At 39.6% G+C, this 25,582-nt stretch carries 22 protein-coding genes and 1 riboswitch; of the genes, 10 read left to right on the top strand and 12 right to left on the bottom strand.

The window, feature by feature from the left end; all coding sequences use genetic code 11:
* Nucleotides 1–31 precede the first annotated feature (31 nt).
* Complete coding sequence (locus tag AC0QT4_RS05695) at nucleotides 32–511, top strand: MaoC family dehydratase (RefSeq protein WP_473200751.1); 480 nt, start codon at nucleotides 32–34, stop codon at nucleotides 509–511.
* A 6-nt stretch (nucleotides 512–517) separates the two neighbouring features.
* On the opposite strand, the gene AC0QT4_RS05690 is transcribed toward AC0QT4_RS05695, so the two are convergent.
* The 3 genes from AC0QT4_RS05690 to AC0QT4_RS05680 form a co-directional block, all read right to left on the bottom strand.
* Nucleotides 518–1,177 carry a methionine ABC transporter permease gene (locus AC0QT4_RS05690; protein ID WP_473200750.1) on the bottom strand — a complete coding sequence of 220 codons (660 nt, stop codon included), beginning with the start codon at nucleotides 1,175–1,177 and terminating at the stop codon, nucleotides 518–520.
* On the bottom strand, nucleotides 1,170–2,204 hold the full coding sequence (locus AC0QT4_RS05685; RefSeq protein WP_473200749.1) for a methionine ABC transporter ATP-binding protein: 1,035 nt from the start codon (nucleotides 2,202–2,204) through the stop codon (nucleotides 1,170–1,172). Before AC0QT4_RS05685 ends, AC0QT4_RS05690 begins: the two co-directional genes overlap by 8 nt.
* Before the next feature lie 69 nt (nucleotides 2,205–2,273).
* Nucleotides 2,274–3,092 (bottom strand): MetQ/NlpA family ABC transporter substrate-binding protein, encoded by an 819-nt coding sequence (locus tag AC0QT4_RS05680; protein ID WP_473200748.1) that lies wholly within the window; start codon nucleotides 3,090–3,092, stop codon nucleotides 2,274–2,276.
* Between the two features lie 511 nt (nucleotides 3,093–3,603).
* Between AC0QT4_RS05680 and AC0QT4_RS05675 the strand changes: the two genes are divergently transcribed.
* The gene (locus AC0QT4_RS05675) at nucleotides 3,604–4,251 is read left to right on the top strand and encodes an SH3 domain-containing protein (protein WP_473200747.1); all 648 of its coding nucleotides are present in this window, start codon (nucleotides 3,604–3,606) and stop codon (nucleotides 4,249–4,251) included.
* Between the two features lie 179 nt (nucleotides 4,252–4,430).
* Here AC0QT4_RS05675 and AC0QT4_RS05670 read toward each other — a convergent pair whose 3' ends face one another.
* From AC0QT4_RS05670 to AC0QT4_RS05655, 4 genes are all read right to left on the bottom strand, one after another.
* Entirely contained in the window at nucleotides 4,431–5,462 is a 1,032-nt protein-coding gene (locus tag AC0QT4_RS05670; protein WP_473200746.1) for an aspartate-semialdehyde dehydrogenase, read from the bottom strand.
* A gap of 490 nt (nucleotides 5,463–5,952) precedes the next feature.
* Nucleotides 5,953–6,348, bottom strand: a complete 396-nt coding sequence (locus AC0QT4_RS05665; protein WP_473200745.1) for a helix-turn-helix domain-containing protein — start codon at nucleotides 6,346–6,348, stop codon at nucleotides 5,953–5,955.
* 791 nt (nucleotides 6,349–7,139) lie between these two features.
* Nucleotides 7,140–7,346 carry a Trm112 family protein gene (locus AC0QT4_RS05660; protein WP_473200744.1) on the bottom strand — a complete coding sequence of 69 codons (207 nt, stop codon included), beginning with the start codon at nucleotides 7,344–7,346 and terminating at the stop codon, nucleotides 7,140–7,142.
* Nucleotides 7,347–7,359: 13 nt separating this feature from the next.
* Nucleotides 7,360–8,022 carry an LON peptidase substrate-binding domain-containing protein gene (locus AC0QT4_RS05655; RefSeq protein ID WP_473200743.1) on the bottom strand — a complete coding sequence of 221 codons (663 nt, stop codon included), beginning with the start codon at nucleotides 8,020–8,022 and terminating at the stop codon, nucleotides 7,360–7,362.
* Between the two features lie 462 nt (nucleotides 8,023–8,484).
* Nucleotides 8,485–8,584, top strand: a riboswitch (glycine riboswitch).
* A gap of 137 nt (nucleotides 8,585–8,721) precedes the next feature.
* Here AC0QT4_RS05655 and gcvT point away from each other — a divergent pair.
* Genes gcvT through gcvP form a run of 3 tightly spaced genes read left to right on the top strand, consistent with a single transcriptional unit; the run spans nucleotide 8,722 to nucleotide 13,016 of the window.
* Nucleotides 8,722–9,840 carry a glycine cleavage system aminomethyltransferase GcvT gene (gcvT, locus tag AC0QT4_RS05650; protein WP_473200742.1) on the top strand — a complete coding sequence of 373 codons (1,119 nt, stop codon included), beginning with the start codon at nucleotides 8,722–8,724 and terminating at the stop codon, nucleotides 9,838–9,840.
* 6 nt (nucleotides 9,841–9,846) lie between these two features.
* Entirely contained in the window at nucleotides 9,847–10,215 is a 369-nt protein-coding gene (gene gcvH, locus AC0QT4_RS05645; protein ID WP_473200741.1) for a glycine cleavage system protein GcvH, read from the top strand.
* 5 nt (nucleotides 10,216–10,220) lie between these two features.
* Nucleotides 10,221–13,016: an aminomethyl-transferring glycine dehydrogenase gene (gcvP, locus tag AC0QT4_RS05640; RefSeq protein ID WP_473200787.1), complete on the top strand. Its 2,796-nt coding sequence runs from the start codon at nucleotides 10,221–10,223 to the stop codon at nucleotides 13,014–13,016.
* A gap of 299 nt (nucleotides 13,017–13,315) precedes the next feature.
* On the opposite strand, the gene alr is transcribed toward gcvP, so the two are convergent.
* Entirely contained in the window at nucleotides 13,316–14,434 is a 1,119-nt protein-coding gene (alr, locus tag AC0QT4_RS05635) for an alanine racemase (RefSeq protein ID WP_473200740.1), read from the bottom strand.
* A 1,187-nt stretch (nucleotides 14,435–15,621) separates the two neighbouring features.
* On the opposite strand from alr, the gene AC0QT4_RS05630 reads away from it, so the two are divergent.
* Together AC0QT4_RS05630 and AC0QT4_RS05625 are read left to right on the top strand one after the other, a co-directional pair.
* On the top strand, nucleotides 15,622–15,870 hold the full coding sequence (locus AC0QT4_RS05630) for a hypothetical protein (protein WP_473200786.1): 249 nt from the start codon (nucleotides 15,622–15,624) through the stop codon (nucleotides 15,868–15,870).
* Between the two features lie 468 nt (nucleotides 15,871–16,338).
* Nucleotides 16,339–17,169: a ferredoxin--NADP reductase gene (locus tag AC0QT4_RS05625; protein WP_473200739.1), complete on the top strand. Its 831-nt coding sequence runs from the start codon at nucleotides 16,339–16,341 to the stop codon at nucleotides 17,167–17,169.
* On the opposite strand, the gene eda is transcribed toward AC0QT4_RS05625, so the two are convergent.
* Nucleotides 17,139–17,804 (bottom strand): bifunctional 4-hydroxy-2-oxoglutarate aldolase/2-dehydro-3-deoxy-phosphogluconate aldolase, encoded by a 666-nt coding sequence (gene eda, locus AC0QT4_RS05620; RefSeq protein WP_473200738.1) that lies wholly within the window; start codon nucleotides 17,802–17,804, stop codon nucleotides 17,139–17,141. The two genes, AC0QT4_RS05625 and eda, sit on opposite strands and share 31 nt — an antisense overlap.
* A 112-nt stretch (nucleotides 17,805–17,916) precedes the next feature.
* Between eda and trhO the strand changes: the two genes are divergently transcribed.
* The 3 genes from trhO (at nucleotide 17,917) to AC0QT4_RS05605 (ending at nucleotide 21,534) form a co-directional block, all read left to right on the top strand.
* Complete coding sequence (gene trhO, locus AC0QT4_RS05615; protein ID WP_473200785.1) at nucleotides 17,917–18,834, top strand: oxygen-dependent tRNA uridine(34) hydroxylase TrhO; 918 nt, start codon at nucleotides 17,917–17,919, stop codon at nucleotides 18,832–18,834.
* A gap of 926 nt (nucleotides 18,835–19,760) precedes the next feature.
* Nucleotides 19,761–20,894, top strand: a complete 1,134-nt coding sequence (locus AC0QT4_RS05610; protein WP_473200737.1) for a type III PLP-dependent enzyme — start codon at nucleotides 19,761–19,763, stop codon at nucleotides 20,892–20,894.
* A gap of 55 nt (nucleotides 20,895–20,949) precedes the next feature.
* Nucleotides 20,950–21,534 carry a GNAT family N-acetyltransferase gene (locus AC0QT4_RS05605; RefSeq protein WP_473200736.1) on the top strand — a complete coding sequence of 195 codons (585 nt, stop codon included), beginning with the start codon at nucleotides 20,950–20,952 and terminating at the stop codon, nucleotides 21,532–21,534.
* A gap of 647 nt (nucleotides 21,535–22,181) precedes the next feature.
* Here the strand turns inward: AC0QT4_RS05605 and AC0QT4_RS05600 are convergent.
* The 3 genes from AC0QT4_RS05600 to AC0QT4_RS05590 form a co-directional block, all read right to left on the bottom strand.
* Nucleotides 22,182–23,753: a DHA2 family efflux MFS transporter permease subunit gene (locus AC0QT4_RS05600; RefSeq protein WP_473200735.1), complete on the bottom strand. Its 1,572-nt coding sequence runs from the start codon at nucleotides 23,751–23,753 to the stop codon at nucleotides 22,182–22,184.
* 21 nt (nucleotides 23,754–23,774) lie between these two features.
* Nucleotides 23,775–24,851: an HlyD family secretion protein gene (locus tag AC0QT4_RS05595; RefSeq protein WP_473200734.1), complete on the bottom strand. Its 1,077-nt coding sequence runs from the start codon at nucleotides 24,849–24,851 to the stop codon at nucleotides 23,775–23,777.
* Nucleotides 24,852–25,007: 156 nt separating this feature from the next.
* Nucleotides 25,008–25,400 carry a Fur family transcriptional regulator gene (locus AC0QT4_RS05590; RefSeq protein WP_473200733.1) on the bottom strand — a complete coding sequence of 131 codons (393 nt, stop codon included), beginning with the start codon at nucleotides 25,398–25,400 and terminating at the stop codon, nucleotides 25,008–25,010.
* Nucleotides 25,401–25,582 lie beyond the last annotated feature (182 nt).

Genomic DNA, 25,582 nt, shown 5'->3' with positions numbered 1-25,582 from the left:
TACTTTTGTCAAATAAAACAGGAATAGCGTTATGCAGCAAAAAATAGCAGTCCAAGATGTCGTCAATTTTATTGGGAAAGAAATGGGATTCTCTTCATGGCGCCTTGTTACGCAGGATATGATTAACCAATTTGCGACTGCAACAGATGATCATCAATGGATACATGTTGATGAGGAAAGAGCAAAAAAAACCCCTTTTGGTGGTACGATTGCTCATGGCTTTTTAACGTTATCGCTTTTGTCTACGCTGGCTTATGAGGCTCTTCCAGAGTTGGAAGGGGCAACTATGGGCATTAATTATGGTTTTGATAAAGTGCGTTTTATGAGTCCTGTGAAGACAGGCGCACGGATACGCGCTCGTTTTGTTTTAAATGATGCCGAAATTCGTCCTTCTGGTCGCGTTGTTTTTCACTATGGTGTAACGGTAGAAATTGAACAGTTAAAAAGGCCTGCTCTCACCGCACAGTGGCTTATTGTGGCTATGGTTGGTGAGAAGGACGCAAACCTGTAAAGTGCTTTAATGCTTTGTTTTATCAAGTTTTTGCACAATTTTATCCGAGGACCATTGGGTGACGACATTGAGAATGATCAAAAGGATGATGACGCTTGTCATGATGGGGGTATTATAACGTTGATAGCCATAGCGGATCGCCATATCCCCTAAACCTCCTCCGCCAAGATATCCAGCAAGTGAAGTGGCTCCGATAAGAGAAATAATCATCACTGTAAAGCCTGTGATTAGGCTAGGGAGTGCTTCAGGAATGAGAACATGCCTAATAATTTGAAGACGACTTGCCCCCATAGAACGAACCGCTTCAATGAGGCCATTTTCAACGGTTTTAAAGGAGAGTTCTGCCATTCGTGCATAAAAAGGAATAGCTGAAATAGTAAGGACAAAGATGACAGCAGGCATGCCTACACCTCTTCCTACAACCATCCGTGTAAGTGGGAGGAGGTAAAATGCAAGGATGATAAACGGAATGGCACGAAGACTATCAATAATAATACTCAAAGGGCGATTGATGAGACAGGAAGCAAAAATCCCTCCACGTGTTGTGGTATAAAGAAGAAGACCAAGGGGAAGTCCTATAATGAGGGCTATAAAAGAAGCACTTATTGTCATCAAGAGTGTATCAAAAAGGGCTTTGAAGAGTTCATGAGAGAGAATATTAAACATAACCTAAAACCTCGCAATAGCGCCCTTTTTCAGTCAACCATTTAACGGCTTTTTCTAACGCTTCTTTATCTTGGCTTGGAAGACCTAAGAATAAACGACCGATGGTTTCGCCTTGAACTGTATCAATACCACCATGGAGAATACGTGCTCTTAAACCGATTGCATCTTCTAGAAGATGGAGAAAAGGTTGTTGGGCAATTTCACCGGCAATATTAATTTCAATGACAGCTTCGTGACCGATCGGTTTAAGATTTTTTGCAAATTTTTCAGGAAGTTGTGGAGTAACGAGTTTGAGCATGGCAATGGTTGTTTCTTCTTGTGGTGATGTGAAAATATCTTTCACAAGTCCTTCTTCCACAATGCGTCCTTGATTGAGGACAACAACGCGATGTGCAATGGTGCGCACAACTTCCATTTCGTGAGTAATGAGCACAATCGTAAGATTGAGGCGGTTATTAATATCAGCAAGAAGTTCTAAAATGGATTGTGTTGTTTCAGGATCAAGAGCAGAGGTTGCTTCATCTGATAATAATATTTTGGGATTAGCGGCGAGAGACCGTGCAATCCCAACACGTTGTTTTTGTCCCCCTGAAAGTTCCGCTGGATAACAGTATTCTTTACCAGATAATCCTACGAGTTCAATAAGTTCAAGAGCACGTTTATGGCGTTGTTTTTTGTTTATCCCTTTCAATGTAAGGGGTAATGCAATGTTATCAAGGATATTTTTTGATGACAAAAGATTGAAATGTTGAAAAATCATACCAATACGTTGACGGTAAGAGGCCCATTGCGTCTCTGATAAATTTGAAATATTTATTCCTTCAAAAAAGATGTTTCCTGAGTCAATTTTTTCTAATCCATTGAGACAGCGAATAAGTGTTGATTTTCCTGCTCCACTGCGTCCGATAATGCCAAGGATTTCACCGGCATGGATATTGAGAGATAAATTATCAACTGCTGGAAAGCCAGCCGTGTTGCTATAACAACGGCTGACATTCTTTAAGGAGATCAGAGAGGGTTTTTCCATTCATCACTACCAAACTACTTGGCATAATTACCAAATTACTGGGCACAATTACCAAAATATTCAGCGCAATTACCAAGATGTTTGGGCAGCTGGCCCAAAGATTTCTTTGATTTTTGCACGGACAGGTTCACTGTTGTAAGCAGTAACTAATTTTTTGACCCATGGCTCATCTTTTTCAGAAGTTCGTACGACGATAATATTATTGTAAGGGTTATTTTCCGCTTTTTCCCATGCAATAGCATCTTTTTCTAAACTTAATCCAGAGACCAAAGCCCAGTTTGTGTTTACAACCGCAATGTCAAAATCATTGAGTGCTCGCCCTAACATACCGGCGTCTAATTCACGAATTTGCAAGTTTTTAGGGTTTTCAACAATATCAAGTGGTGTTGCAAGAATATCATGAGGATCTTTTAACTTAATAAGACCTAGAGAGTTGAGAAGAAGTAAAGCTCTTCCCCCATTTGATGGGTCATTAGGAATGCCAACATGGGCTCCATCATGGAGCTCTTTTAGCTCTTTTATTTTGTGAGAATAGACACCAATTGGGGCAATAAATGTATATCCAACAACGGAAAGTTTGTAACCCCGCTGTTCAATTTGATTATTAAGATAAGGCGTGTGTTGGAAAGCATTTGCATCAATATCCCCTGCATTGACGGCGTCGTTTGGCAGAGTGTAATCAGAAAAATAAACAAGTTCAATATTTAACCCTGCTTTTTTTGCTTGTTCGGCAGCAACTTTCCAAACAGTTGCCTCATGTCCTTCCATGACACCGAGTTTGATGTTGGATTTATCTGCTGCCATCGAAAAGCTTGGAGACAAAAAGAGTACAAAGAGAGAAAGGAGTAATCCAAGTGTGGTACTCCAAGATAATTTCTTTAATATCATGTGTTTTTGCCTTTCTTTTCCAAGATTTTTTTGAGGAAAGATTTAATATACTGCTACTTTAGAGGAATTTAAGACTATAAAAGCTTTATAGAATATTCAATCGTTTTTATGCAAAAAAGAATATTATTTTCCTCTACCGTAAGCATTTTTAAGAAAAGACATTATTTTCTGGAAGCTCTTCTCTAAAATTCAGGCAACAAATTCTTGTATCGTAATCCTTTGTTGGGGGAACCAAAGGCGGTTTCAAAACTTCTTTACATGAAGGTTGGCTGAATAGCTCAGCGATCAGATAACGTTTTAGCAGTAAATCCACGAGGTAAATGGAGAATATTGCACAATCAAGACAAGAGCCCGTGTGTGTAAAAGCGATAGAGGATAAAGCTAAGAGAGTTTTTCTCAAAATGGAGTGGATTTTTAAGAAGACTAAGAATTGATCTCCACTTGACTTAAACACGGCAAATTTTTGTGAAGGCGAATATTTTGCCTTTTATATTCTGGAGAGGAAAAAATAATGTTTAAAAAGAAATTTTTATTAACCACCATGCGTTTATTGCCTTTTGGTGGGGTTTTATTAGCTTTAAGTGGATCAGGGCTAGCAATGGCTGCTCCTCATGCGGCGATTGGAACAGTTGCACGTGTAGAAAAAAGTCAGATGGTTTTACGTGCAGGCCCAGCTAAAACTTATAAAGCTATCGCAACCGTTCCAATGGGAGCAAAAGTACAGATTAACGGTTGTCTCTCCAATAAAGCTTGGTGTTCTCTTCGTTATAATGGAAGAGTTGGTTGGGCGTCTGCACGTTATGTCAATGTTAATAATGTTCCTGTGATTTCTTTTCCAAATATGCATGCAAAAGCAAATTCCATGGTAAAAGCACAAAAGAAACAAGGAAAGCAGACTGTTTTGAGACCTAAAACTCTTACGCTGCCTCAGAAAATACGTAAAAATATGCAAGAAATGTATAGAACCGATATGATTATTGATTCCACAGGTGTTAAAAAAAGGGATGAACGAACAATTTTGAATCCATCCCCAAAGGCACAGGGGGTATCGGTAGAGCACGTGAACGCGTACAACCCTTTTTTTCCGGATGATGTCAATTACAAAAATTTTGAACGAAATGAAACGCGTTACCGTATTGTAACCTATCCTTCTCCATAAAGATAAAGTAAAGTTCATTGTTATTGGGGTGACAAAATACAGCAGCATGAAGCAAAAAAACGCTTTGTGCTGCGTACTTGTCGATAATTTGGCACTAAACACGTCACGATGAAGCACTTATGCTTCACCGCGCTTGGTGCCTTTTCAAAATCAACATGAATAGGCTTCAGTTTTTTTGTTTAGGCTGCTTTTTTGGGTTTTATCAAATTACGAAAAATGAGTAATTCAGCAATTTGAATTGCATTCAATGCTGCCCCCTTTCTTAAATTGTCGGCGACAACCCAGAAAACCAAACCATTTTCAACAGTGATATCTTCACGGATACGGCTAATAAAGGTGTCATCTTCACCAGTGCTTTCATAGGGCGTTGTATAACCACCATCTTCGTGTTTATCGATAACTTGACAACCTGGTGCATCGCGTAGAAGTGCTTGTGCTTCATGGGCGCTTAGTGGTTTTTCAAATTCAACATGAACAGCTTCAGCATGACCGATAAAGACAGGAACGCGAACAGCTGTTGCTGTTAATTTTATTTTAGGGTCAAGAATTTTCTTCGTCTCAACCGTCATTTTCCATTCTTCTTTCGTATAACCATCTTCCATGAAAACATCGATATGAGGAATGACATTAAAGGCAATGCGTTTGGTAAATTTTTTTGATGAGATGGGATCTGCAACAAAAACAGCGCGTGATTGTTCGAAGAGTTCATCCATCCCTTCTTTTCCAGCTCCAGAAACCGATTGATAAGTGGATAAAACAACACGTTTAATAATTGCTGCATCGTGGAGAGGTTTTAATGCTAAAACAAGTTGAATTGTTGAACAATTAGGGTTTGCTATAATATTACGCTTGGAAAATGCATCAATTGCTTGGGCATTTACTTCAGGCACAATTAATGGGACATTGGAATCATAGCGCCAAGTCGATGAATTGTCGATGACCACACATCCGGCGGCAGCAATTTTAGGGGCATATTCTTTGGAAATAGCCCCGCCCGCAGACATAAGGCAAAGATCCGTGTCAGAAAAATCATAACTATCAAGTGCTTTTACTTTTAAAGTTTTATCACCATAAGACACATTTTGTCCTAAGGAGCGTCGTGATGCTAAAGGAACAATTTCATGAGCAGGAAAACCACGCTCTTCTAGAATTGCAAGCATTTCACGACCAACATTTCCAGTTGCGCCAACAATTGCAACTTTAAAACTCATTTTTCCATACTCCTGTATTTCTTCATTTTTTTCCCTAGAAAACCCTATAAGAGGGCGAGTTGTCTAGGAATATTCCATGATATTGTTGGTTTCAGAGATCTCATTTTTGTGGACACTCATTTGAACCTACAAATAGTACGTGTCGGTTCATTTGTTAATGTATTCTCCTCTTGGTCGCTAAGGGTTAAGAAAGCTTGAATATTTTATGCCAAGCCATATAAACTTCTTCTTGACAGCGCTTCAATCTAGTGAAGTGCTTATCTTCTGTCAATTGTTTCCCTTGCAATGTTTGCATTTTACAAAGATTGCGTCACGCATTGTATTGGTGCGTTTTTTTCATTCATTGATTTAAGTTTTCTTCCGCAGATCCAAAGGAATTAAGTATCATTGCTGCTTTTTACTTCGTGGCACTCCTTTTCATGTAATAAGTTCAGTTATAAAGATGTTCATTTAAGAAATGCTCACTAAAATTATGAAAAATATGGTTCTTTCACGTTAAATCAGAAACCAATCGCAAGATTGCCTTTTGTTTTTCAGGGTTGAGGACTCTGAAAGTTTTTAAAAGCTGATATTCGGTTTTGCTCGTTATTCTTTCATCATGGTGGTATGTGCCATCTTGTTGTGTTGCGATATCTGCGTAAAAGAAGGAAATGGGAACCTCTAGAATATGAGCAATTTCTTGTAAGCGTCCGGCTCCTACACGGTTCAAGCCTTTTTCATATTTTTGGATTTGTTGAAATGTTATGCCTAAATGATTGCCTAATTGTTTTTGAGAAAGCCCTAGGATGTTTCTTCTGAAGCGAATTTTTTGGCCTATAGAAATATCATTAAAATGTGGATTTTTAGCTTGCACTTTGTCCCCCACCGGGTGCGAGCGCCCTCGCATTAGTATTCCGGGGTCTGGAAGAACTGAACTCGAATCAGCCTCTTGCTTTTAGTGCTTAAAGCACTTGGACATAACAAGAGCCCCCGGAATTTCCGGGATACCCGCCAAGCGGGTTCATTTTTATGTTCGAGTTTTTCAGGCTTCCAGACCCTATTGATCGCTGCGTATACGACCAAAACCACTGGTTGAATTCATAGGGTAATTTCCTGAGATCGTCAATCACAATGAAGATACGTTGGCTTTATTGGTTTGTCTCAACTTAAAGTGCAACCGCTGTAACGTAGGATTGCTGTTTTAAAGGGATTTTAGTCAATTTTTTTCATTAAAAAGGATTTACGAAAACAAAACGGTCATTGTACCTTCAGAAAGATTATGGGTAGTGGCATGGATCATAAAATGATCTCTCACCTTATCCTGTTTCCTATCAATTTGCTCTATTTTTGGTCGACATATTGATTTCATAGGAGCCTTCATTTGACTCTTATTGGTTCTATATAAATTTTAACTCTTATGAATTTCATTATTTTTTTATGTTCTCTTCAGTATTAGGAGGATCTTCCTTTGCTTTCAGAAATAAAAAATCTTTAATATTAATGGATTAGTCTGTTGTTTGTGAACCGTCTTGGAGTAGGTGAAACGTTGGGCGTTGGTAGAAAGAATGATGGTATCAACATGTTACCAAATTACTTTTTTAGAACGAGCAAATATTGAGAAAACAAAGTTAAACAAGAATCCCGCTTGATGAAGAAGGGATTGAGAACAGGTTTCTACAAAAATTGAATGAAAATTGTCTATTTTTTATACGTTGCTTTTTCACGGTCCTTTAAAGGACGCGCTTCTGAGGTAAGCATAATCGGAATACCGTCACGAATAGGATAGGCAAGATTTGCTTTGAAGGAAATTAATTCTTGCGTTTCCCGGTTTAAAGAGAGTGTGCCGCCTGTGATTGGGCAGACCAGTAATTCAAGCATTTTAGGATCTGTGGTCATTTTTTTCATGTTTGAGCACTCATTAGTTTAAATGGTAATTTGACCCTATTTGTTTCATAAGAGAGCGCTCTGTTAAAGCAAGTAGAGTTTGGGCGCGGATGCCAATATCGGAAGCCTCTAATAGAGCTTGTTTTTCTGCTGGTGTAAAGGGGATAAGAGCTGAAAAAGCATTAACCAAGAGAGGCGTTGGTGCTTGTATGATACTGTCCCAATTGTATTCTATTTCATGGATGGTAAGATATTTTTCAACAATGTCGAGGAGGTTTTCTCGATTAATATTTTCTGTAATTTCAGGTTCTTCTAAATCTTTTATGTTGGATCGAATGAGAGCAGTTCGATAGGGTTTTGTATCTACCAATTCTTGCTCTAAGGTGAAGCGGCAAACACCTTGTAAGATAATGAAAAGATGCCCATTTCCCATTTCATTGTAGTTTGTAATGCGCCCTATACAGCCTATTTTGTAAAGCGGGCTGGAGAAACGATCTGTCTGTGATGAAAGTGGCTGAATGATGCCTAATAAACGATTGGATACCATAACATTTTCCACCATTTCGAGTGTCTCTGGTTCAAAAATGTTGAGTGATAAAAAACCACCTGGCAGTAAAAGTGCTCCTTCTAAAGGAAAAAGAGCAATTTGCTTGGGTAGATCATTTTCGCAGTTGTAATGGACATTGCCCGCTTTCATGAGTATCTTGTAACCTTTGTTTGTTGAAGTTTGGTATGTAAATAGCCGTAATTTATGACACTATTGAGAGACCAAAAAATTGAGAGAGAAAAAATAAACCCTTTATGCGTTTAAAATGATTATAAAATATTTGAAATCTTTCCTTAATTAAAAGATGTAAAACTCCGTGGTGAGGGTTATAGTTGCACAAGAGGGATACTGCTTTATGATCCTTTTGAGTGCGTGATATTTTGCACTTTTTCAAGTTGTAGCTTTATTTACGGTCTTTGATGTAATTCTTCTTATTTCCTGAAGAGTGGCTATCTACGATTTTCATAATACTCAAAAGATCCTCATTATAAATCTTTTAAAACAGCCTATGCAAGTTAAAAAATGAGAGTACATTCATCACTTTACTGATGACAGTGTAACAAAGATAGACTATAGGTGAAAATATGCCGGAAAGGACGTTGTCGTTTCTTTCATTCTTTTGCGGGAGAGTGCAGATTGCGAACTTTCGCATCTGCCGCCGAAGGGGAAAATAGCCCATAATCTCTCAGGCTCTAAGGACCGTAAAAGGACAAAGGCAGATCTGGAAAGTCGGGAAGGTCCGCGCCGAAGGTGTAAGCGAAAGGTCTTTTCGCGAGTCTCTCAGGTTTGTAACAGAAGGGTGCAGAGGCAGCCATATTGTGTGGCTGTTCGTGCGACTTTGGAGATATTATGGGTACATTACAAGAATTTGAAACATCTTCTTTAAAAACACTTCCTTTACAGCAATTACATGAAAAAGCAGGAGCCAAATTTGGTGCTTTTGCCGGTTGGCAAATGCCTTTGACTTACCCTCTTGGGGTTATGAAAGAGCATCTTCATACACGGGCGCATGCAGGGCTTTTTGATATTTCTCATATGAAATTAATAGCCGTTGAGGGGACACAAGCAGTGGAATTTTTATCCTATGCTTTTCCTGTTAATGCCGCGTTGTTAAAAATTGGTCACTCTCGGTATAATTATTTGCTCAATGAGCAGGCTGGGATTCTTGATGACCTCATCATTACCCGTTTGGCAGAGTGTCGTTTTATGCTGGTCGCCAATGCTGGCAATGCGCAGGCTGATCTTGCGGAGCTTGAGAAGCGTGCTGTTGGTTTTGAGTGTCAAGTCATCGCTCTTGAAAGAGTGCTGCTTGCTCTGCAAGGTCCAGAAGCGGCAGCGGTTATGGTTGATGCTGGGGTGCCTGGTAATGAACTGTTGTTTATGCAAGGATTTGAGCCACAACAAGATTGGTTTATAACGCGTTCTGGTTATACGGGAGAAGATGGTTTTGAAATTGCTCTCCCCATAGAGCAAGCGCATGCATTGGCTGAAAAATTTCTGAGTGATTCTCGTGTCGAGTGGGTTGGTCTTGCCGCACGCGATAGCCTTCGGTTAGAAGCAGGTTTGTGCTTACATGGCAATGATATTACAGCTGAAACAACACCTATTGATGCAGCATTGACATGGGCTGTTCCTAAAGCCGTTCGAGAAAAAGCACAATTTTATGGGGCAAAGGCTTTTCTTGAAGCCCTTGAGAGAGGACCTAAGCGTTGTCGTGTTGGATTAAAACCACAAACGCGTCAACCTGTTCGTGCAGGGGCTGTGCTTTTCGATCATGAGGGTCATCAGATTGGGGTGGTAACGTCAGGTGGCTTTGGTCCTTCTTTTGATGGTCCTGTAGCGATGGGTTATGTTCCTGTTGAGTGCAAAACTGAGGGAACAGAAGTCTTTACAGAGCTGCGTGGCAAAAAGACTGCACTGTCTGTTCATTCACTTCCTTTTGTTGAACAACGTTATTTTAAAGGATAATTTTCTATGTCTAAAACTTATTTTACACAAGATCACGAATGGCTCAGTGTTGAAGGACAAGTCGTTACTGTTGGGATTACACATTATGCTCAAGAACAGTTGGGAGATTTGGTTTTTGTTGATTTGCCAAAAGAGGGAACGCTCCTTTCTAAAGGAGATGCTGCTGCTGTTGTGGAATCGGTTAAAGCGGCTTCAGATGTTTATGCGCCTCTTGATGGTGAAGTTGTCGAAAAAAATGAGGCTTTGGCAGATAATCCTGAATTAGTGAATCAAAAAGCTGAAAAAGAAGGTTGGCTCTGGAAAATGACATTGCAGGATGAATCGCAACTTGAAGGGTTGCTCGATGAGACTGCTTATAAAGCACTGATTGGATGAGTGCCATGTTAGAGCGTCATTTTTTTTCTCGCCATATTGGGCTTCGCCCCGATGAAACACAAAAAATGCTTGATGTTTTAGGGGTTGATTGTCTTGATACACTCGTTTCTCAAGCTGTCCCCCATTCTATCCATTTAGGACGTTCACTTGATCTCCCAGAGGCAGCAAGTGAAGGGCAAGCTTTGGAAGAGCTCTCCAAGATGATGGGGCGTAATCATGTACATAAAAGTTTTATTGGGCAGGGATACCATGGAACTTTTGTGCCTCCAGTTATTTTGCGAAATCTTTTTGAAAATCCAGCTTGGTATACTGCTTATACACCCTATCAAGCAGAAATTAGCCAAGGCCGTTTAGAACTTTTATTTTATTTTCAGACATTGGTGAGTGAACTCACGGGTTTACCTGTTGCGGCTGCTTCACTGCTCGATGAAGCAACGGCTTTAGCTGAAGCTCATGCGGTAGCGGTACGCTTTGCACGTGAGAAAAAAACAAAGATTTCTCTTCAGAGTCTTTTACATCCCCAGACTTTGAGTGTTGTACAAACGCGCGCTGAAACGCAAGGGATTCAGATTAATCAGGGTGGTAGAATTTGTTCTGATACAGCTGCAATTGTTTTATCTTGGCCAGATACAAAAGGCTTTTTTCACGATTATAGTGAAGTTATTAAAGAAGCAAAGGAAAAAGGAGCACTGGTGATTGTTGTTGCCGATCCTTTGGCACTGACCCTTATGGCACCACCTGCACAATGGGGGGCAGATGTTGTTGTTGGCTCTATGCAACGTTATGGAGTTCCAATGGGCTTTGGTGGTCCACATGCTGGTTATCTTGCGGTCAGTGATGCGTTAACGCGCCTCATTCCAGGGCGGATTGTTGGACAATCCGTTGATACAAAAGGGCGCATTGGTTTTCGCTTAGCGTTGCAAACACGTGAACAACATATTAGACGCGATAAAGCGACGTCGAATATTTGTACAGCACAAGCTCTGTTGGCAAATATGGCAACAGCTTATGCTGTTTGGCATGGTCCACAAGGCTTACGGGAAATTGCCCAACGGGTTCATCGTTTAACATGCCGTTTTGTTGCTGGTTTAGAAGCAGCAGGGGTTCATGTTGAAGGGGAAAAGTTTTTTGATTGTGTAAGCATTTTTGTTAAGGGAAAAGCTCAAGAGATTGCGCGTCAAGCAAAAGCTGGTGGGCGTCTTGTTCGTCTTTTGGATGATGACAGAATTGCGATTAATTTTGATGAGTTGTCGACAGAAGAAGATGCTGGTGCTTTGGCAGAGCTTTTTGGTGCACAATTGGTTGATCAAGTTTTTTCACGACTTTTAGGGAAAGGGCGTGATAGCGCTTTTCTTTCACAGCCCTTTTTTCACGCTGTTCATTCAGAGACAGATATGATGCGCTTTTTGCGTCGTTTGTCAGATAAGGATTTGGCATTGGATCGGGCAATGATTCCGCTTGGTTCTTGCACAATGAAGCTTAATGCGGCCGCGGAATTGATGCCTGTTAGTTGGCCTACTATAGCCAATATCCATCCCTTTGCGCCCAAAGAGGATGCAATGGGCTATAGGGAAATGATTCATCAACTGAATGGGTGGTTGTGTGAAATTACAGGATTTGCGCAAGTTTCTTTCCAGCCAAATTCTGGTGCTCAAGGTGAATATGCAGGGCTTTTGGCAATCCGCCGATATCACCAGTCGCGAGGGGAACATCAACGCACACTTTGCCTTATTCCCGCTTCAGCACATGGTACTAATCCGGCTTCTGCTCATATGGCGGGGATGGAAGTCATTGTGGTGAAATGTTTGAGTGATGGCGATGTTGATATTGATGATCTCAAAATGAAAGCACAATTGCATAAAGATCGTTTAGCAGCTCTTATGATAACCTATCCTTCAACCCATGGTGTTTATGAGGAAAGTATTAAGGATATTTGCGCTGTTATCCATGAAAATGGCGGACAAGTTTATTTTGATGGTGCTAATTTGAATGCGCTGGTTGGGCTTGCTCGTCCGGCGGATATTGGAGCGGATGTTTGTCATATGAACCTCCACAAAACCTTTGCTATTCCCCATGGTGGTGGTGGTCCTGGTGTGGGGCCGATTGGAGTGGCTGAACATCTCAAACCCTTTTTACCAGGTCATGAGCAAGAGGGGACAATGTATGCAGTTTCGGCTGCTCCTTATGGAAGTGCCTCTATTCTTGTTATTACGTGGATGTATATTCGAATGATGGGCGCTGATGGATTGAAACATGCAACACAAACAGCAATTTTGAATGCTAATTATATTGCGGCGCGCCTTTCAAAGGCTTATTCTATTCTTTATCGAGGGAAGCATGGACGTGTTGCTCATGAATGTATTGTCGATACCCGCATCTTGAAAGATCAGTATGGGATCAGTGTTGATGATATTGCAAAACGCTTGATTGATTACGGGTTTCATGCACCGACAATGTCTTTTCCTGTTCCTGGTACTTTGATGATTGAGCCAACAGAATCAGAACCAAAAGTAGAGATTGATCGTTTTTGTGATGCTTTGCTCTTGATTGCTGAAGAAGCTAAAAAAGTTGGTGAGGGTATTTGGCCAAAAGGGGATAATCCGTTGGTTAATGCACCACATACATTGGTCGATACGCTCGATGATACTTGGGCACGGCCTTATTTGCGACAGGAAGCTGCTTTCCCTCATTCTTCTCTTGATCCAGCAAATAAATATTGGCCTCCTGTTTCCCGTATTGATAATGTTGCGGGAGATAGAATGCTCATTTGTTCTTGTCCACCCTTGGGAAATACGTATTAAATTTGTTTATCAAAGTAACGAAAAAAGCCTACACATTCTGTGTGGGCTTTTATTATTGGCTGATGTTTGTTTCTCTGAGCTTCTCTTTGTTTTATTCGTTATATCCTTAAAAAATTAGATAATATTTACGCTCTTTGTGTTTCTCATTTCATTATTTCTAAGTATAATATTTGACTGAATAAATAGAATGTTATGTTGGCATCGGAGGTGTATATTTGTCCATCGTGAAGGTCTTCTGTAGAAGGGCGTCCAATATCATTTTTTTAAATGATGATTGCAATCACTTTTTTTAAAGTGTTCTAAATGTAAATGCGTTTATAGCGTGAACCTAGAGAAGTCAGAATTTCGTTCGGAAGGGTGCAGGCATCGGTCGATAGTTTTTCAAGTGTTTGATGTGTTCCAATCAGTTCTACCCAATCACCTCTTTGAGGTTTTTTATTAAGATCAGTAGCATCAACAATGATGGAATCCATAGAAATGCGTCCAACGATGGGGAGTTTGTTTCCGTTAAAATAAACGCTTCCTTTATTAGAAAGAATGCGGGGCAAGCCATCAGCATAGCCGATCGAAAGAGTTATAAGCGTGCTTGGTCTGGTTGTCATGAAGGTTTCTCCATAACCGACAGGGAATCCCGCCTCAACAGAGCGGCTTTGAAGGACTTGGGCTTCAAGTTTTAAAACAGGTTTAAGAGGTGTTGGGCGTTTTCCACGCGGATCACTTCCGTAAAGTGCGATGCCTGGGCGAACAAGGTCAAAATAAAAATCCTTCCCAAGAAAAATACCTCCAGAATTAGCAAAGGAAACTTTGCAAGCAGGTAATTGCGCAAGGATGGCTTTGAAAGTAGCCAATTGTCTATAATTGGATGAATGTGTGTCATCCTCTCCATTAGCGAGATGACTGAGAATATACTTTATTTCTGCTTTTTCAAAAATCGTAGGTTGTTTGATGAGCTTTTGTATTTCTTTTTTATCAAGGCCTAAACGATTCATATTGGTATCAATTTGAACAATTGCAGGAAATCTTTTATCCTTTTTTTGACAGAGTGTTTGCCAGTCTTCGAGTGCATTCCAAGAATTAAGAACAGGGATAATTCCCGCTTCAGCTATTAGCTCTTCAGTATTATGTGGAACCCCATTGAGAACAATAATCATGACGTCTGTTGGTAAAATGGTTTTTAAGTGCAGCGCTTCTTCAATTTTGGCTACAAAAAAAGTGTTGCACCCCGCCTGATGAAGTGCAGGAGCAATTTTGTTAATACCCAACCCATAGGCATTTGCTTTTACAACCGCAGAGCATTCAATGGGAAAAACACGTTGGGCTAAAGTTATATAGTTTGCAACAATAGCACTCACATTAATGGTTGCTACAGCTGTATAAGGAAGCAATGCGTTCGCTTCATCATTAACGGATTTGTTCATTTTAAAATCCTATTTCGAGTCAATGAGACAAAAAGTTCCCTTTGATTATTTCATATAGGTTTTTATGATAGAGGGAAAGGGGATGCAGACTGTTTGTTAATGTTAAAATCATGAGCAGTTCATCCTGGATTATCTGCCGTTAAAGCAATCTTTTGCTATAAAATACCTATTCTGGTGACAAGAAACTTCTTCTTTTTATGGGTGTGGATACATGAGCCTCACAAAATTGTTAGAATTAGAAGAAGAGATATTTTTGTTTTTTACGTATTTTCTCTCGTTGAGGTCTATTAAAAGATAAAGGCTGATCTATAGAATTGTATCATTCTTTCATAATGAAATTAAATTCTTTTGGGAAGATTGAGTGTAAAATGCAATTTTAACAGAATCAGTTCTATGGTAAATGAAGGGGGAATTGATTGTGTGTTCTAAAGTCAAAAAATATTATGCGTTTTTAATTGTTTTTAGTGCGCTCACCAAGTTATGCCGTTGCTTCTGGTGGAATTGTTGCGGTTCAACAGGTATGGCTCACTTATTCAGAATTTAACCACTTATCTTTCTTTCAGAAGATTGGTAAGGAGAGTGGGGCATATTCCCGCTATTTCTAGGCAAATCAGTTTTTCTTTAAAAACGGGGATGTTGAGTCTATTGATTTACAAAATAATGGAGAGGTTCATTTTTTAAGTCTTCTCTTTAGAAGATTGTTGGTTAAAAGAGTGGAGAGTGCCGTATTTCAGTCATGAAGGCTCTGAGGTGTCGTGTGATCTTAAAATGCCTTAGGAAATGGAGCATCAGTGTAATTAGATATTTCAGAAATTGAAAGCATGGTTACTGGTCGTATAACAGATTAAACAATGCTACAAAAATGATAAATGGGTGTTATTGAAGATCCAAAAACAGAGGGTAAGTTTTATAATTCTCTGGGGTTTGTTGAAGAATATATTCAAGGGGCTAATTAGCTTTCATCTTGTTTTGTGATGGGTGCGCAGCGTTCAATCTTTAGAACCCCTATAGGTGATAACAAAATAAAAGCGCAGCAAAATACTTACACTTACGGAAATTGAGATGATCCTTATGTGGTTCAAGCTTCCTGTGATAAGAGTTCTTGCATTATTACTGTGAGTGATCTTAAAGGAATACCGTCACCTCATACACCTCAAGTACCTTTGATAAATGAGAAAAATTTGAGTGTGCAAACTATTTCTGATGTATTGAAAGCAGTCAATTTGGTTGTTATTCGTTCTCGAGATGGTTATTGGGCATCCAATATTTACTTTCCTCAGCCCAGTTCGTTTGAGTGGAAATCAAATTTCGTTGATCACCACTCTAGCTACGGATTATCCCTTCATGTCAATAACAGTGTGACGAAAGTTAGTAAGGGAACACAAATAATGTATATGTTTGATGGTAAACGCTGGAAAGTTATAGAAACACACTAACAAATAGTTATTGATCAGTTTTCTAACTCTATCTTGTCTTGATAACAACGTACATAGCAGGATGTGTTATGCGTTATATTGTTTGTCATCAAATTGTTATTTTATTTTTATGGGTTGATTTAGTTTGAGCATATTTGCATGCATATTCCATTTATTGCGTGGGTGATCCTTTTTACAAAAAATAATGAGGTAATACTTTGTGCGTGGTGTTATTTTTGATTTTGTTAGATTGTGTGTTCTATTCTTCTTTCATTTTGCAACATAGCTATAAACGGATATAATAAGGGGAATATTTTTATAGTTTTTGATTGTAAGGTTCAAAAGTTTTACTATTTCGGTTATTTTAAATACAAAAATGTTAATTGCGTGATTTATGTTTTAAGAGAAATATTGGCAGATAGGTATATGAGCGTTATATCATTCTCAAAATCTTAAGTTTAGGTTCAATAAAAAGGTGAGGAAGAGTTTATGAATAGTTTTGCTACTCATGTTCAGTCAAGCATCAACAGCGGTTCATCAAACTTTCCGATTCCTGAAAATGTGTTCGCGCTTAGCGTCCAAGAGGTTTATCATTATACCGATCGTTTATTTAAATTTCGTCTGAATCGTCCGGAAAGTTTTCGTTTTCGTTCAGGTGAATTTGTTATGATTGGTTTGCCCAATGCAGAAAAACCAGTTTATCGTGCTTATTCGATTGCAAGTCCATTTTGGGATGAGCAGCTTGAGTTTTTTTCAATCAAAGTTCCAGGTGGTCCGTTAACGGAACATCTCCAAAAAATTAAAATTGGTGATACAGTTCTCATGCGTAAAAAATCTACTGGAACATTGGTTCTTGATGCTCTGGTTCCTGGAAAACGTCTTTATCTTCTTTCAACAGGGACGGGGGTTGCTCCCTTTGCAAGTCTTATCCGCGATCCTGAAACTTATGAAAAATTTTCTCAAGTGGTTCTTATTCAAACAACCCGAGAGCGCAATGAGCTTGCTTATGCAAAAGATCTCGTTGTTTCTTTACAAGAAGATCCGCTCATTGGTGAATATGCGCAACAGCTGAAATTTTATCCCATGACTACGCGTGAACGCTCAGAACATATGGGGCGTATTACAACTGTTATGGAGAGCGGTGCTTTTTTTGAAACGACTGGTTTGCCAAAAATTTCTCCTGATGAAGATCGCGTAATGATTTGCGGCTCCATGGCCATGCTAAAAGATTGTGCAAAAATGTGTGAATCCTTTGGTCTTATTGAAGGAGCAAATAATGCTCCTGCATCTTATGTTGTGGAACGCGCTTTTGTAGGATGAGAGGAGAGCTGTGCTGCTGTCTGTGCTAATGTGCTGATTGCATCCCAATCACCTACTGCAATAAGGTGTTTGGGGGCTACCCAAGACCCCCCAACGCAGAAGACGTTAGAAAGCTGAAGCCATTGTGCAGCATTTTTTTGTGTAATGCCGCCTGTTGGGCAAAACCTGACTTTAGAGAAGGGAAAGGCTAAGGTTTGCACAAAGGGAATCCCTCCAGCAGCTTCGGCAGGGAAAAATTTAAGGTATGAATAGCCTTTATCCCATGCTTGCATTAATTCACTTGGTGTCACCACACCTGGGAGAAGAGGAATTTCACTGTTGTTTGCACAATTGATCAATTCGTTTGAGAGGCCGGGGCTTACGATAAATTTTGCTCCTGCTCGTTCAGCTTGTTCATAATGTATTCTATTGAGAATTGTTCCTGCTCCAACAATTGCTTCAGGTACTTCTTGTATAATTGCTTTTATTGCATCGCATGCCTTTGTTGTTCGCAATGTGATCTCAATTGTTTTCAATCCGCCTTTGACAAGAGCGCGTGCTAGGGGGATTGCGCTTTGGAGATCGTCAATGTGCAAGACAGGTATGACGGTTTGTTCTTGAAGCAGTGATAAAAGCTGCTCTCTTTTTTGGCACATGGTATTCTTTCTCTAGAAGATGAGCTTGTTGCTATCGTTTGATTAAGCATAATATGTTAAAGAGGAGATGAATAGATCTTGAAATTGAATGAAACGCGCGTTATCAAGACTTATGGAAAAGAATTTTAAAGTTGCTGCACTTTATTGCTTCGCTGATTTGAAGCATTATCGTCAATTACAGAAACCTTTGCTGGATTTATGTCAAGCAAATGACATCAAAGGGACTCTGCTTTTAGCACGAGAGGGGATTAATGGCACTGTTGCGGGATCTTGTACTGCGATTAAAGCATTAGTCGATTTTATTACTGCTGAACCAGCATTTCAAATGCCGGAGATTAAATATTCATGGGCGTCGAAAATGCCTTTTCATCGTCTGAAAGTGCGGTTGAAAAAAGAGATTGTGACTATGGGCGTTGAAGGTGTTGATCCGTTAAAGGTCGTTGGCACTTATGTTGACCCTGAAGATTGGAATGCTCTTATCCAAGATGAAGAAACAATTTTGATTGATACACGCAATGACTATGAGTATGCGCTTGGGAGTTTCCAAGGGGCAGTTGATCCACAGATTAAGACGTTTCGGGAATTTCCTGAATGGGTCCTCAAGCATGAGGCTGATTTAAAAAAGAAAAAGAAAGTTGCCATGTTTTGCACAGGCGGTATTCGGTGTGAAAAATCAACAGCTTATGTCCGTGAGCTTGGGTATGATCAGGTTTATCATTTAAAAGGTGGTATTCTCAAATATTTGGAAACAATCCCAAAAGAAAAAAGTTTATGGTGGGGTGAGTGCTTTGTTTTTGATGAGCGTGTTTCTGTCGGGCATGGTCTTGAAGAATGTGGGCGCGAATTATGTCGTGCGTGCCGTTCCCCTATCAATGCTGAAAGCAAATTATCGCCTCATTATGAGGAAGGTGTCTCGTGTGATTCTTGTTATAACACGCGAGATGACGCTGATAGGCAGCGCTTTCGGGAGCGTCATAAGCAGTTTCAATTACTAAAATCACGAGCTGTTCAGTCTCATCAAGGATCATAACGATATTATCCTTTGAGGACTTAAAGCTTTCGCTTTTTTCTCTTGGTTTAGAGAAGGAGGGGATAGTGTGAGAGCAAAGTATTTTATGAGGTTTTGTAGTGTTCGGCTTTTTATTTGCCTCTAAAATCGAATCTTTTAAAATGTAAAGGATTGAAGCAACACTCAGGTCAAAAAATACAATGATGGGACATTGGTTTATCATTGTATGAATACGGAGTTCGTGTTGCTCAGCAAAGTCCTTTATAGTTTCTTCCTGCGTGATGTTGGGAAGAGTGAATTATGAATCTCAAGCAAAGAACTTCTTTTTCAACAAGGTAGTGTATGAGCAATGCAATGGCATGGGGCTTTTCGTGAAGGTCCTGCGTCTCTTAAAATTAAAGGCGATAAGGTCATTTTTCTGCTTGTGAGAACTGTTGCTTTTTTGCACCATTTTTATTTTAAAAATTAAAAAATGTTTAAAATAAAAAAAATGATTGAAATGAATAAAAATTGGTCTTATATGCAAACTTGCCCAAAGTCGCACGTGCCTGTGGGTGTCCGCTGGTTCTCAAATGGTGAGATTAACCGGTACGGTACCTGGAACTAACCGCTCCAGTCATTCTTTTGGCCAACCAGAAGAATGAGGACATCTTGAAGCAACGACGGTGCGGGCCTTTCTGGTGTCTTTCAGCTGTCCAAATGCTGAGATAACTATAGAGGCACACCTCATTGCCTTCAGTGCGGAAGTGGTTTTCTCAACTCCAATCAAAAAGGCAGATAAAGTAGGATAACGCGGTTTTCGCGCTGTTCTTTCATTGTATACAATTCTGTTTTCTTTAATCATCAGGATGGAGGAAGCGGTTGTGTGCTTTTCGTCTTTTGGTTATTGGCAGCTCTCTGCTGTCCAAGTGTAGAGTAAGGGATTACTTCCCTTGGGAGAATTGCAAATGACAACGCAACGTATTCGTGATTTTCTTGCAACGCATCGTTCTGAAGGGCCATGCTTAGTTGTTGACCTTGATGTTGTCCGTGAAAATTATTTAAATTTTGAAAAAGTTCTTCCGCAATCCCGTATATTTTATGCGATAAAGGCAAATCCTGCTCCTGAAATTTTGAGTTTGCTTGCTTCTTTAGGGTCGTCTTTTGATGCCGCTTCTGTTGCGGAAATTGAAATGGCGTTAAAGGCGGGAGCGACACCTAATCGTATTTCTTTTGGAAATACGATTAAAAAAGAGCGTGATATTGCGCGTGCATATGCATTTGGTATTTCACTTTATGCGGTTGATTGTGTTGAAGAAGTAGAAAAAATTGCACGCGCTGCTCCAGGAGCTCGCGTTTTTTGCCGTGTTCTGACTGATGGAAAAGGAGCAGAGTGGCCATTGTCCCGTAAATTTGGGTGTGTTCCTGCCATGGCAGTTGATGTTTTACGTCGGGCACATCAATTAGGCTTACAAGCCTATGGTGTTTCTTTTCATGTAGGATCTCAGCAGACAGATCTTAGCGCATGGGATCGTGCTTTATCGGATGCTGCTACAGTCTTTAGGCATTTGGAGCAAGAAGGAATTTTACTAAAATTGGTTAATATGGGAGGGGGATTTCCAACCCGTTATTTGAAAGATGTTCCTACTGAACAAGCTTATGGCACGGCTGTTTTTGATTCCTTGAAAAAATATTTTGGCAATCGCATTCCTGAAACGATTATCGAGCCAGGGCGTGCGATGGTGGGGAATGCTGGTGTTATTCGCACAGAAGTTGTCCTTATCTCCAAAAAAGCCGACAATGATAATGTCCGATGGGTTTATCTTGATGTTGGAAAATTTAATGGTCTTGCTGAGACTATGGATGAAGCTATTCGCTATCCTATTGAAACACCCCATGATGATAAGGAAATGGAACCTTGCATTTTGGCGGGGCCAACATGCGATTCGGCAGATGTTCTTTATGAAAAAACACCTTACCCCTTACCTTTATCCCTTATAGTAGGGGATGAGTTGTTGATTCATGGAACAGGTGCTTACACGGCAACTTATGCTTCTGTTGCCTTTAATGGTTTTGAGCCTTTGCGGTCTTATGTGATTTGAGTTTTTCATCTCTGATAACTCTGATAACAAAGGTATAGTGAGGTGTGTGTCAAAGATGGATATGATACAGTTTCAAACAAAAGATGGTGCACTTTTTACACTTGCGTGTGAGCAAGAATCTGATAAGCTCTACCGAGAAAATTTGCTTGATTTAGCTTTGGGAAAGGGACGTAAACGTAAGTCATCAGAAGCTTTACGTCGTGGCCGTTTAGCGGCGTGCGGGTTGTCCTTTGTTGTCAAAAATACACTTGGAGAGCTTGTGGGGAGTGTACGGCTTTGGCATGTTCGATTTAAAAAAGAGCAAAATGGCACACAACATGCTTTGCTTTTGGGGCCTTTGGCTGTTTCAGCAGAATATTCCGGTAAGGGGATAGGATCTGTTCTTATGCGGCATGCAATCAAAAAGGCAAAAAAATTAGGTTATGGGGCTATCTTACTTGTCGGTGATTGTGACTTTTATCAGCGTTTTGGTTTCTCAAACAGTTTAACAAAAAATTTAGCAATGCCTGGCCCTTATGAAAAACACCGTTTTCAAGCGTTGGAATTGATACCAGAATATCTTTCTGGATGTTACGGCACTCTGGTTTCTAGTGGAGAACGAGAAGATTTGAGTCGTTTTCAGCATCATAAAGTAGCCTAGAGGACTCTATTTGCTAACGGCGGTGACAATGGGGACCATTTTTCTTCGTGGTAAAGTCTTTTTATGCAATGCACGTTTAAGAATGGCTTGATAGCATAGCAGAGTTCTTTCATTTGTATTTTCGGAGTTTTTGAGAGTTTCAGTTGTTTACTGTCGGTTGAAGAGCTTGCGTATTTTGCACTGTTTTAGATGATTTTAGCAGAAGTCTTTGAGTTATTTTTTATCAATATTTTTACAGCCTTTTTCCAATTGATGGATGTTGAAAATCCTCCATTGAAAGCTAAGCTTTAAAATTAAGCTACCATGAAAAGACTATAAAAATTTCGATTTTATAGTCTTTGGTCTGTTTTATAAATAACGGTTTATGAGGAGCGCAGCTTTTTTGTGCTGATTACCGATATTTCTATAAAGATCTAAATAAACTTGCCCTTCTAAAGTTTGTGAATCGCAAATGCTTATTGCCAAGAGGAGAAAGTTATCCTTAAACATGTTTTTGTTGAAGCATTTTCTTGTGTATAAAATGCGGGAAAATATAAGCTTTTCGTGGCCTGAATAAGTTTGTCAATGTGCCTACCAATAATGCGAAGGGTACGGGATAAATATCAGGGCTTTAACAAGATTTTGATCAATTCTCATAAGATTGAAGCTCAGTGACCTGAAGGAATATCGGTAGGGGGAGGTGTTTTTTTGAGAAAAATGGTCATGAATGTCAAGGCGATAAAGATGATGGTTATTATAAAGAAAATATCGCTCAAAGCCATAATCATTGCTTGTATGCGTGCCATCTTAAAAAGTTGGAAAAGAGCAAGAGTCTGTGAATCAAAAGTTGTAGTTTTGAAATATAGAGTAAGGTTTGAAAGCATTTCAGTTGCTTGGTTATTTCCGTATTGGACTGTTTCGGCTATTCGCGCATAATGTAGGTCTGTACGTTTTGTTATAAGAGTGCTGATAATAGCAAGTCCTACGGCACCACCAAGATTGCGTGTGAGGTTAAATAATCCAGAAGCATTTTGCATTCGTTCTGGTGGAAGAGATCCGAGGGCAATATTATTAATAGGGACCATACATAACATAACGGAAGCCCCACGGAAAACTTGAGGCCAAAAGAGTTCCCCAAAATCCCAATTGTCTGTGATAGAGCTCGCCATCCAAGTTCCTATTGCAAAGCCAAAAAGTCCTATTGCCATCATCAAACGTGCATCAATTCGTGCTGAAAGGAATCCGGCAAGGGGGGCGGTTAATAACATGACAAATCCTGAAAGAAATAATGTTTCTCCGATCATGAGAGAATCATAATGACGGACTTGGCTTAAATAGACAGGATAAAGATAAGTGAGTCCATAAAGACCTATTCCAAGCATAAAAGAAAAAACTGATGCGGTTGAAAAATTGAAATTCGAAAAAGTTGAAAGATCAACAATTGGTTCTTTTGCGGTAAAAGCACGCCAGAAAAATAAGGCTGCAGACAAGATCATAACAATGAATAAATTGAGAATCAGATTGTCATTGAACCAATCGTGACGAGCCCCTTCTTCTAGAACATATTCTAAAGTTCCCAGAAACACTGCCATAGAAATAAGACCTAACCAGTCAAATTCGGTTATTAAAGAGGAATCGGCTTTATCAAAATCAATTAATTTCCATGCGAGAATTGAGATAATAATTCCGCAGGGTACATTAATGAGAAAGAGCCAATGCCATGATGAGATATGACAGATATAGCCTCCCACTGTTGGACCAATGGTTGGTGCTAATGTTGCTACCAGTCCGACGATAGGGGTGACAATTGGGCGTTTGGAAGGTGGAAACAGGACATAGGAAGCAACAAAAACGCTAGGAATAATACCTCCACCAATAAAACCTTGGAGAGCTCGGTACACAATCATCTCTTCAATAGATGTTGCTGTTGCACAAAGAATAGAGGTAATCGTAAACCCGATTGCTGAGATACTAAAGAAAACACGTGTTGAAAGTAATCTTCCTAAGAATCCAGAAAGGGGCAACATGATAACTTCAGCGATCAGATAGGAGGTTTGAACCCATGAAATTTCTTCAGAGCTTGCTGAAAGACCAGCCTGAATTTCAGCTAAAGAGGAGGCAACAATTTGGATATCCAAAATAGCCATAAACATGCCAAAAGACATAGCAATGAAAACCAAGATTTTTTGGATTCCTACCTTTTCTTGAGACTGTGTGGACTCTGGCATGGGAGATGTCACGTTAATATCATTTCCTGTTTGTTATAAGAGTTCTTTATCTTGCGATTTTGTTCGTGTATCAATTTCTACTGAAACACTCATTCCTGCTCGAATCCGTCCTGTTTTTAAGACTTCTTCTGGAATAGAGATCCGTACAGGAATGCGTTGGACAACTTTAGTAAAGTTACCGGTAGCATTTTGTGGTGGCAAGAGAGAAAAAACAGCCCCCGTTGCAGGGGCAATGGAAAGTACTTTCGCTGTAAATGTATCTTTTTTGAAGGCATCAACAACAATATAAGCAGTTTGTCCAGAATGAATATTTTGTAACTGTGTTTCTTTATAGTTCGCTTCAATATAAAGTGCATGGAGAGGGACTAATGCGGCAAGCCGCTGACCATTCATAACAAAATCCCCTGTTTTTGCTGTTAAATTTCCAATAACACCATCAAATGGAGCTCGGATAATAGTTGCATCAAGATCACGTTGTGCTTTTTCACGCGTGAGTTCCAAGCTTTTTGTTTGGCTTTCCGTTTCACTTCGTTGCGCTTCTAGAACTTGGATATTCGCCCGTGCGGCAGCTATTTGTGCATCGGTACGGTTAACATTGGCGATGGCTTGTTCATAAGCTGATTTGGCATCATCAACATCCGATTGAGGGGCATAACGACTCGCTTTAAGCTCTGTAGTCCGTTTTAAAGTGAGTTGTGCATTTGTTGCTATGGCTGAAGCGGCAGCTTTTTGTGCTTGCGCATCATCTAAAGCACTGCGAGCAGCTGTAATTTGTGCATCAATCCGTAGAAGAGTTTTTTGTTGCGTGTTGAGATGGGCTTCTGTCTGTTCCAAGGCTATCTGATAATCACCATTGTCTATGTAAAATAAGATATCGTCTTTCTTGACAATTTGGTTTGCTTGAATAGCAATTTTTTCAATATATCCATTTAATTTAGGGGCAATAGCCGCTATATCTCCTTGTACATAAGCATCATCTGTTGCCAGCATATAACGCCAATCTGTTATCCATTTATAGCTAAACCAAAGTGCAAAAAGCGCAAAGACGGTAAGAAGAGTATGAATTATTTTCTTTTTTTTTGTTGAAACAATTGTCTCAGAGATGGACATGGTTTTATACTTTCAATTTTATATTTCAATGTGCAAAACAGATTTGCCGCTGTAAAAAGAGAGCGGTACATCTATAAAGGTGATAAGAATGTTTCAAACAATGAGACAGTTTTTAAAACATAATGCTAACTATACAGACTTGCAAGTATTGAGATCTTATTCTTTTGCGCATTGTTTACAAATGCCTCGTACTTCTAGGGTACTTCTGTGTGCTTGGAAATCAATTGCTTGAACCATTTGTTTAAGGTCGGATACAATAGTTTGGTTTTGTATTTCGTTGACCTTACCACAATTCTCACAAATGATAAAAGTTGTAAGCTCGTGTTGGCAATTTTCAGGATGCAAACAAGCCATAAAAGCGTTTACACTTTCCAAACGATGAATACACTTTAGTTGTACAAGTTTTTCTAATGCACGATAAACTTGGAGAGGTGCACGAAATCCTTCTTCGCGTAAATGATCAAGAATCGCATAAGCACTTAAAGGTCCTTGTGCATTCTTTAAAGTATTTAGAACCAATGTTTGGTTACGCGTAAGTTTAGATGACATTGACATTTTTCTTTTGCTCTATGGGCTTTTTACTCTGGGAAAGCATAAAGCGTGTGAGAGAGTTGTGCAATGGCGAATATAGAATATGTGCTCTCTTAAGTCATGTGGTTTTTATATATAATCTTCAAGATTAGATGTTTTTTTAGGGTATGAATTAAGCCTGTCTGATTTTTTAGATTGGT

Source organism: Bartonella sp. EBT8 (assembly GCF_055796165.1).
The sequence above is the reverse complement of the archived record's forward strand: the minus strand, read 5'-3'. Positions and strand labels throughout refer to the sequence as shown.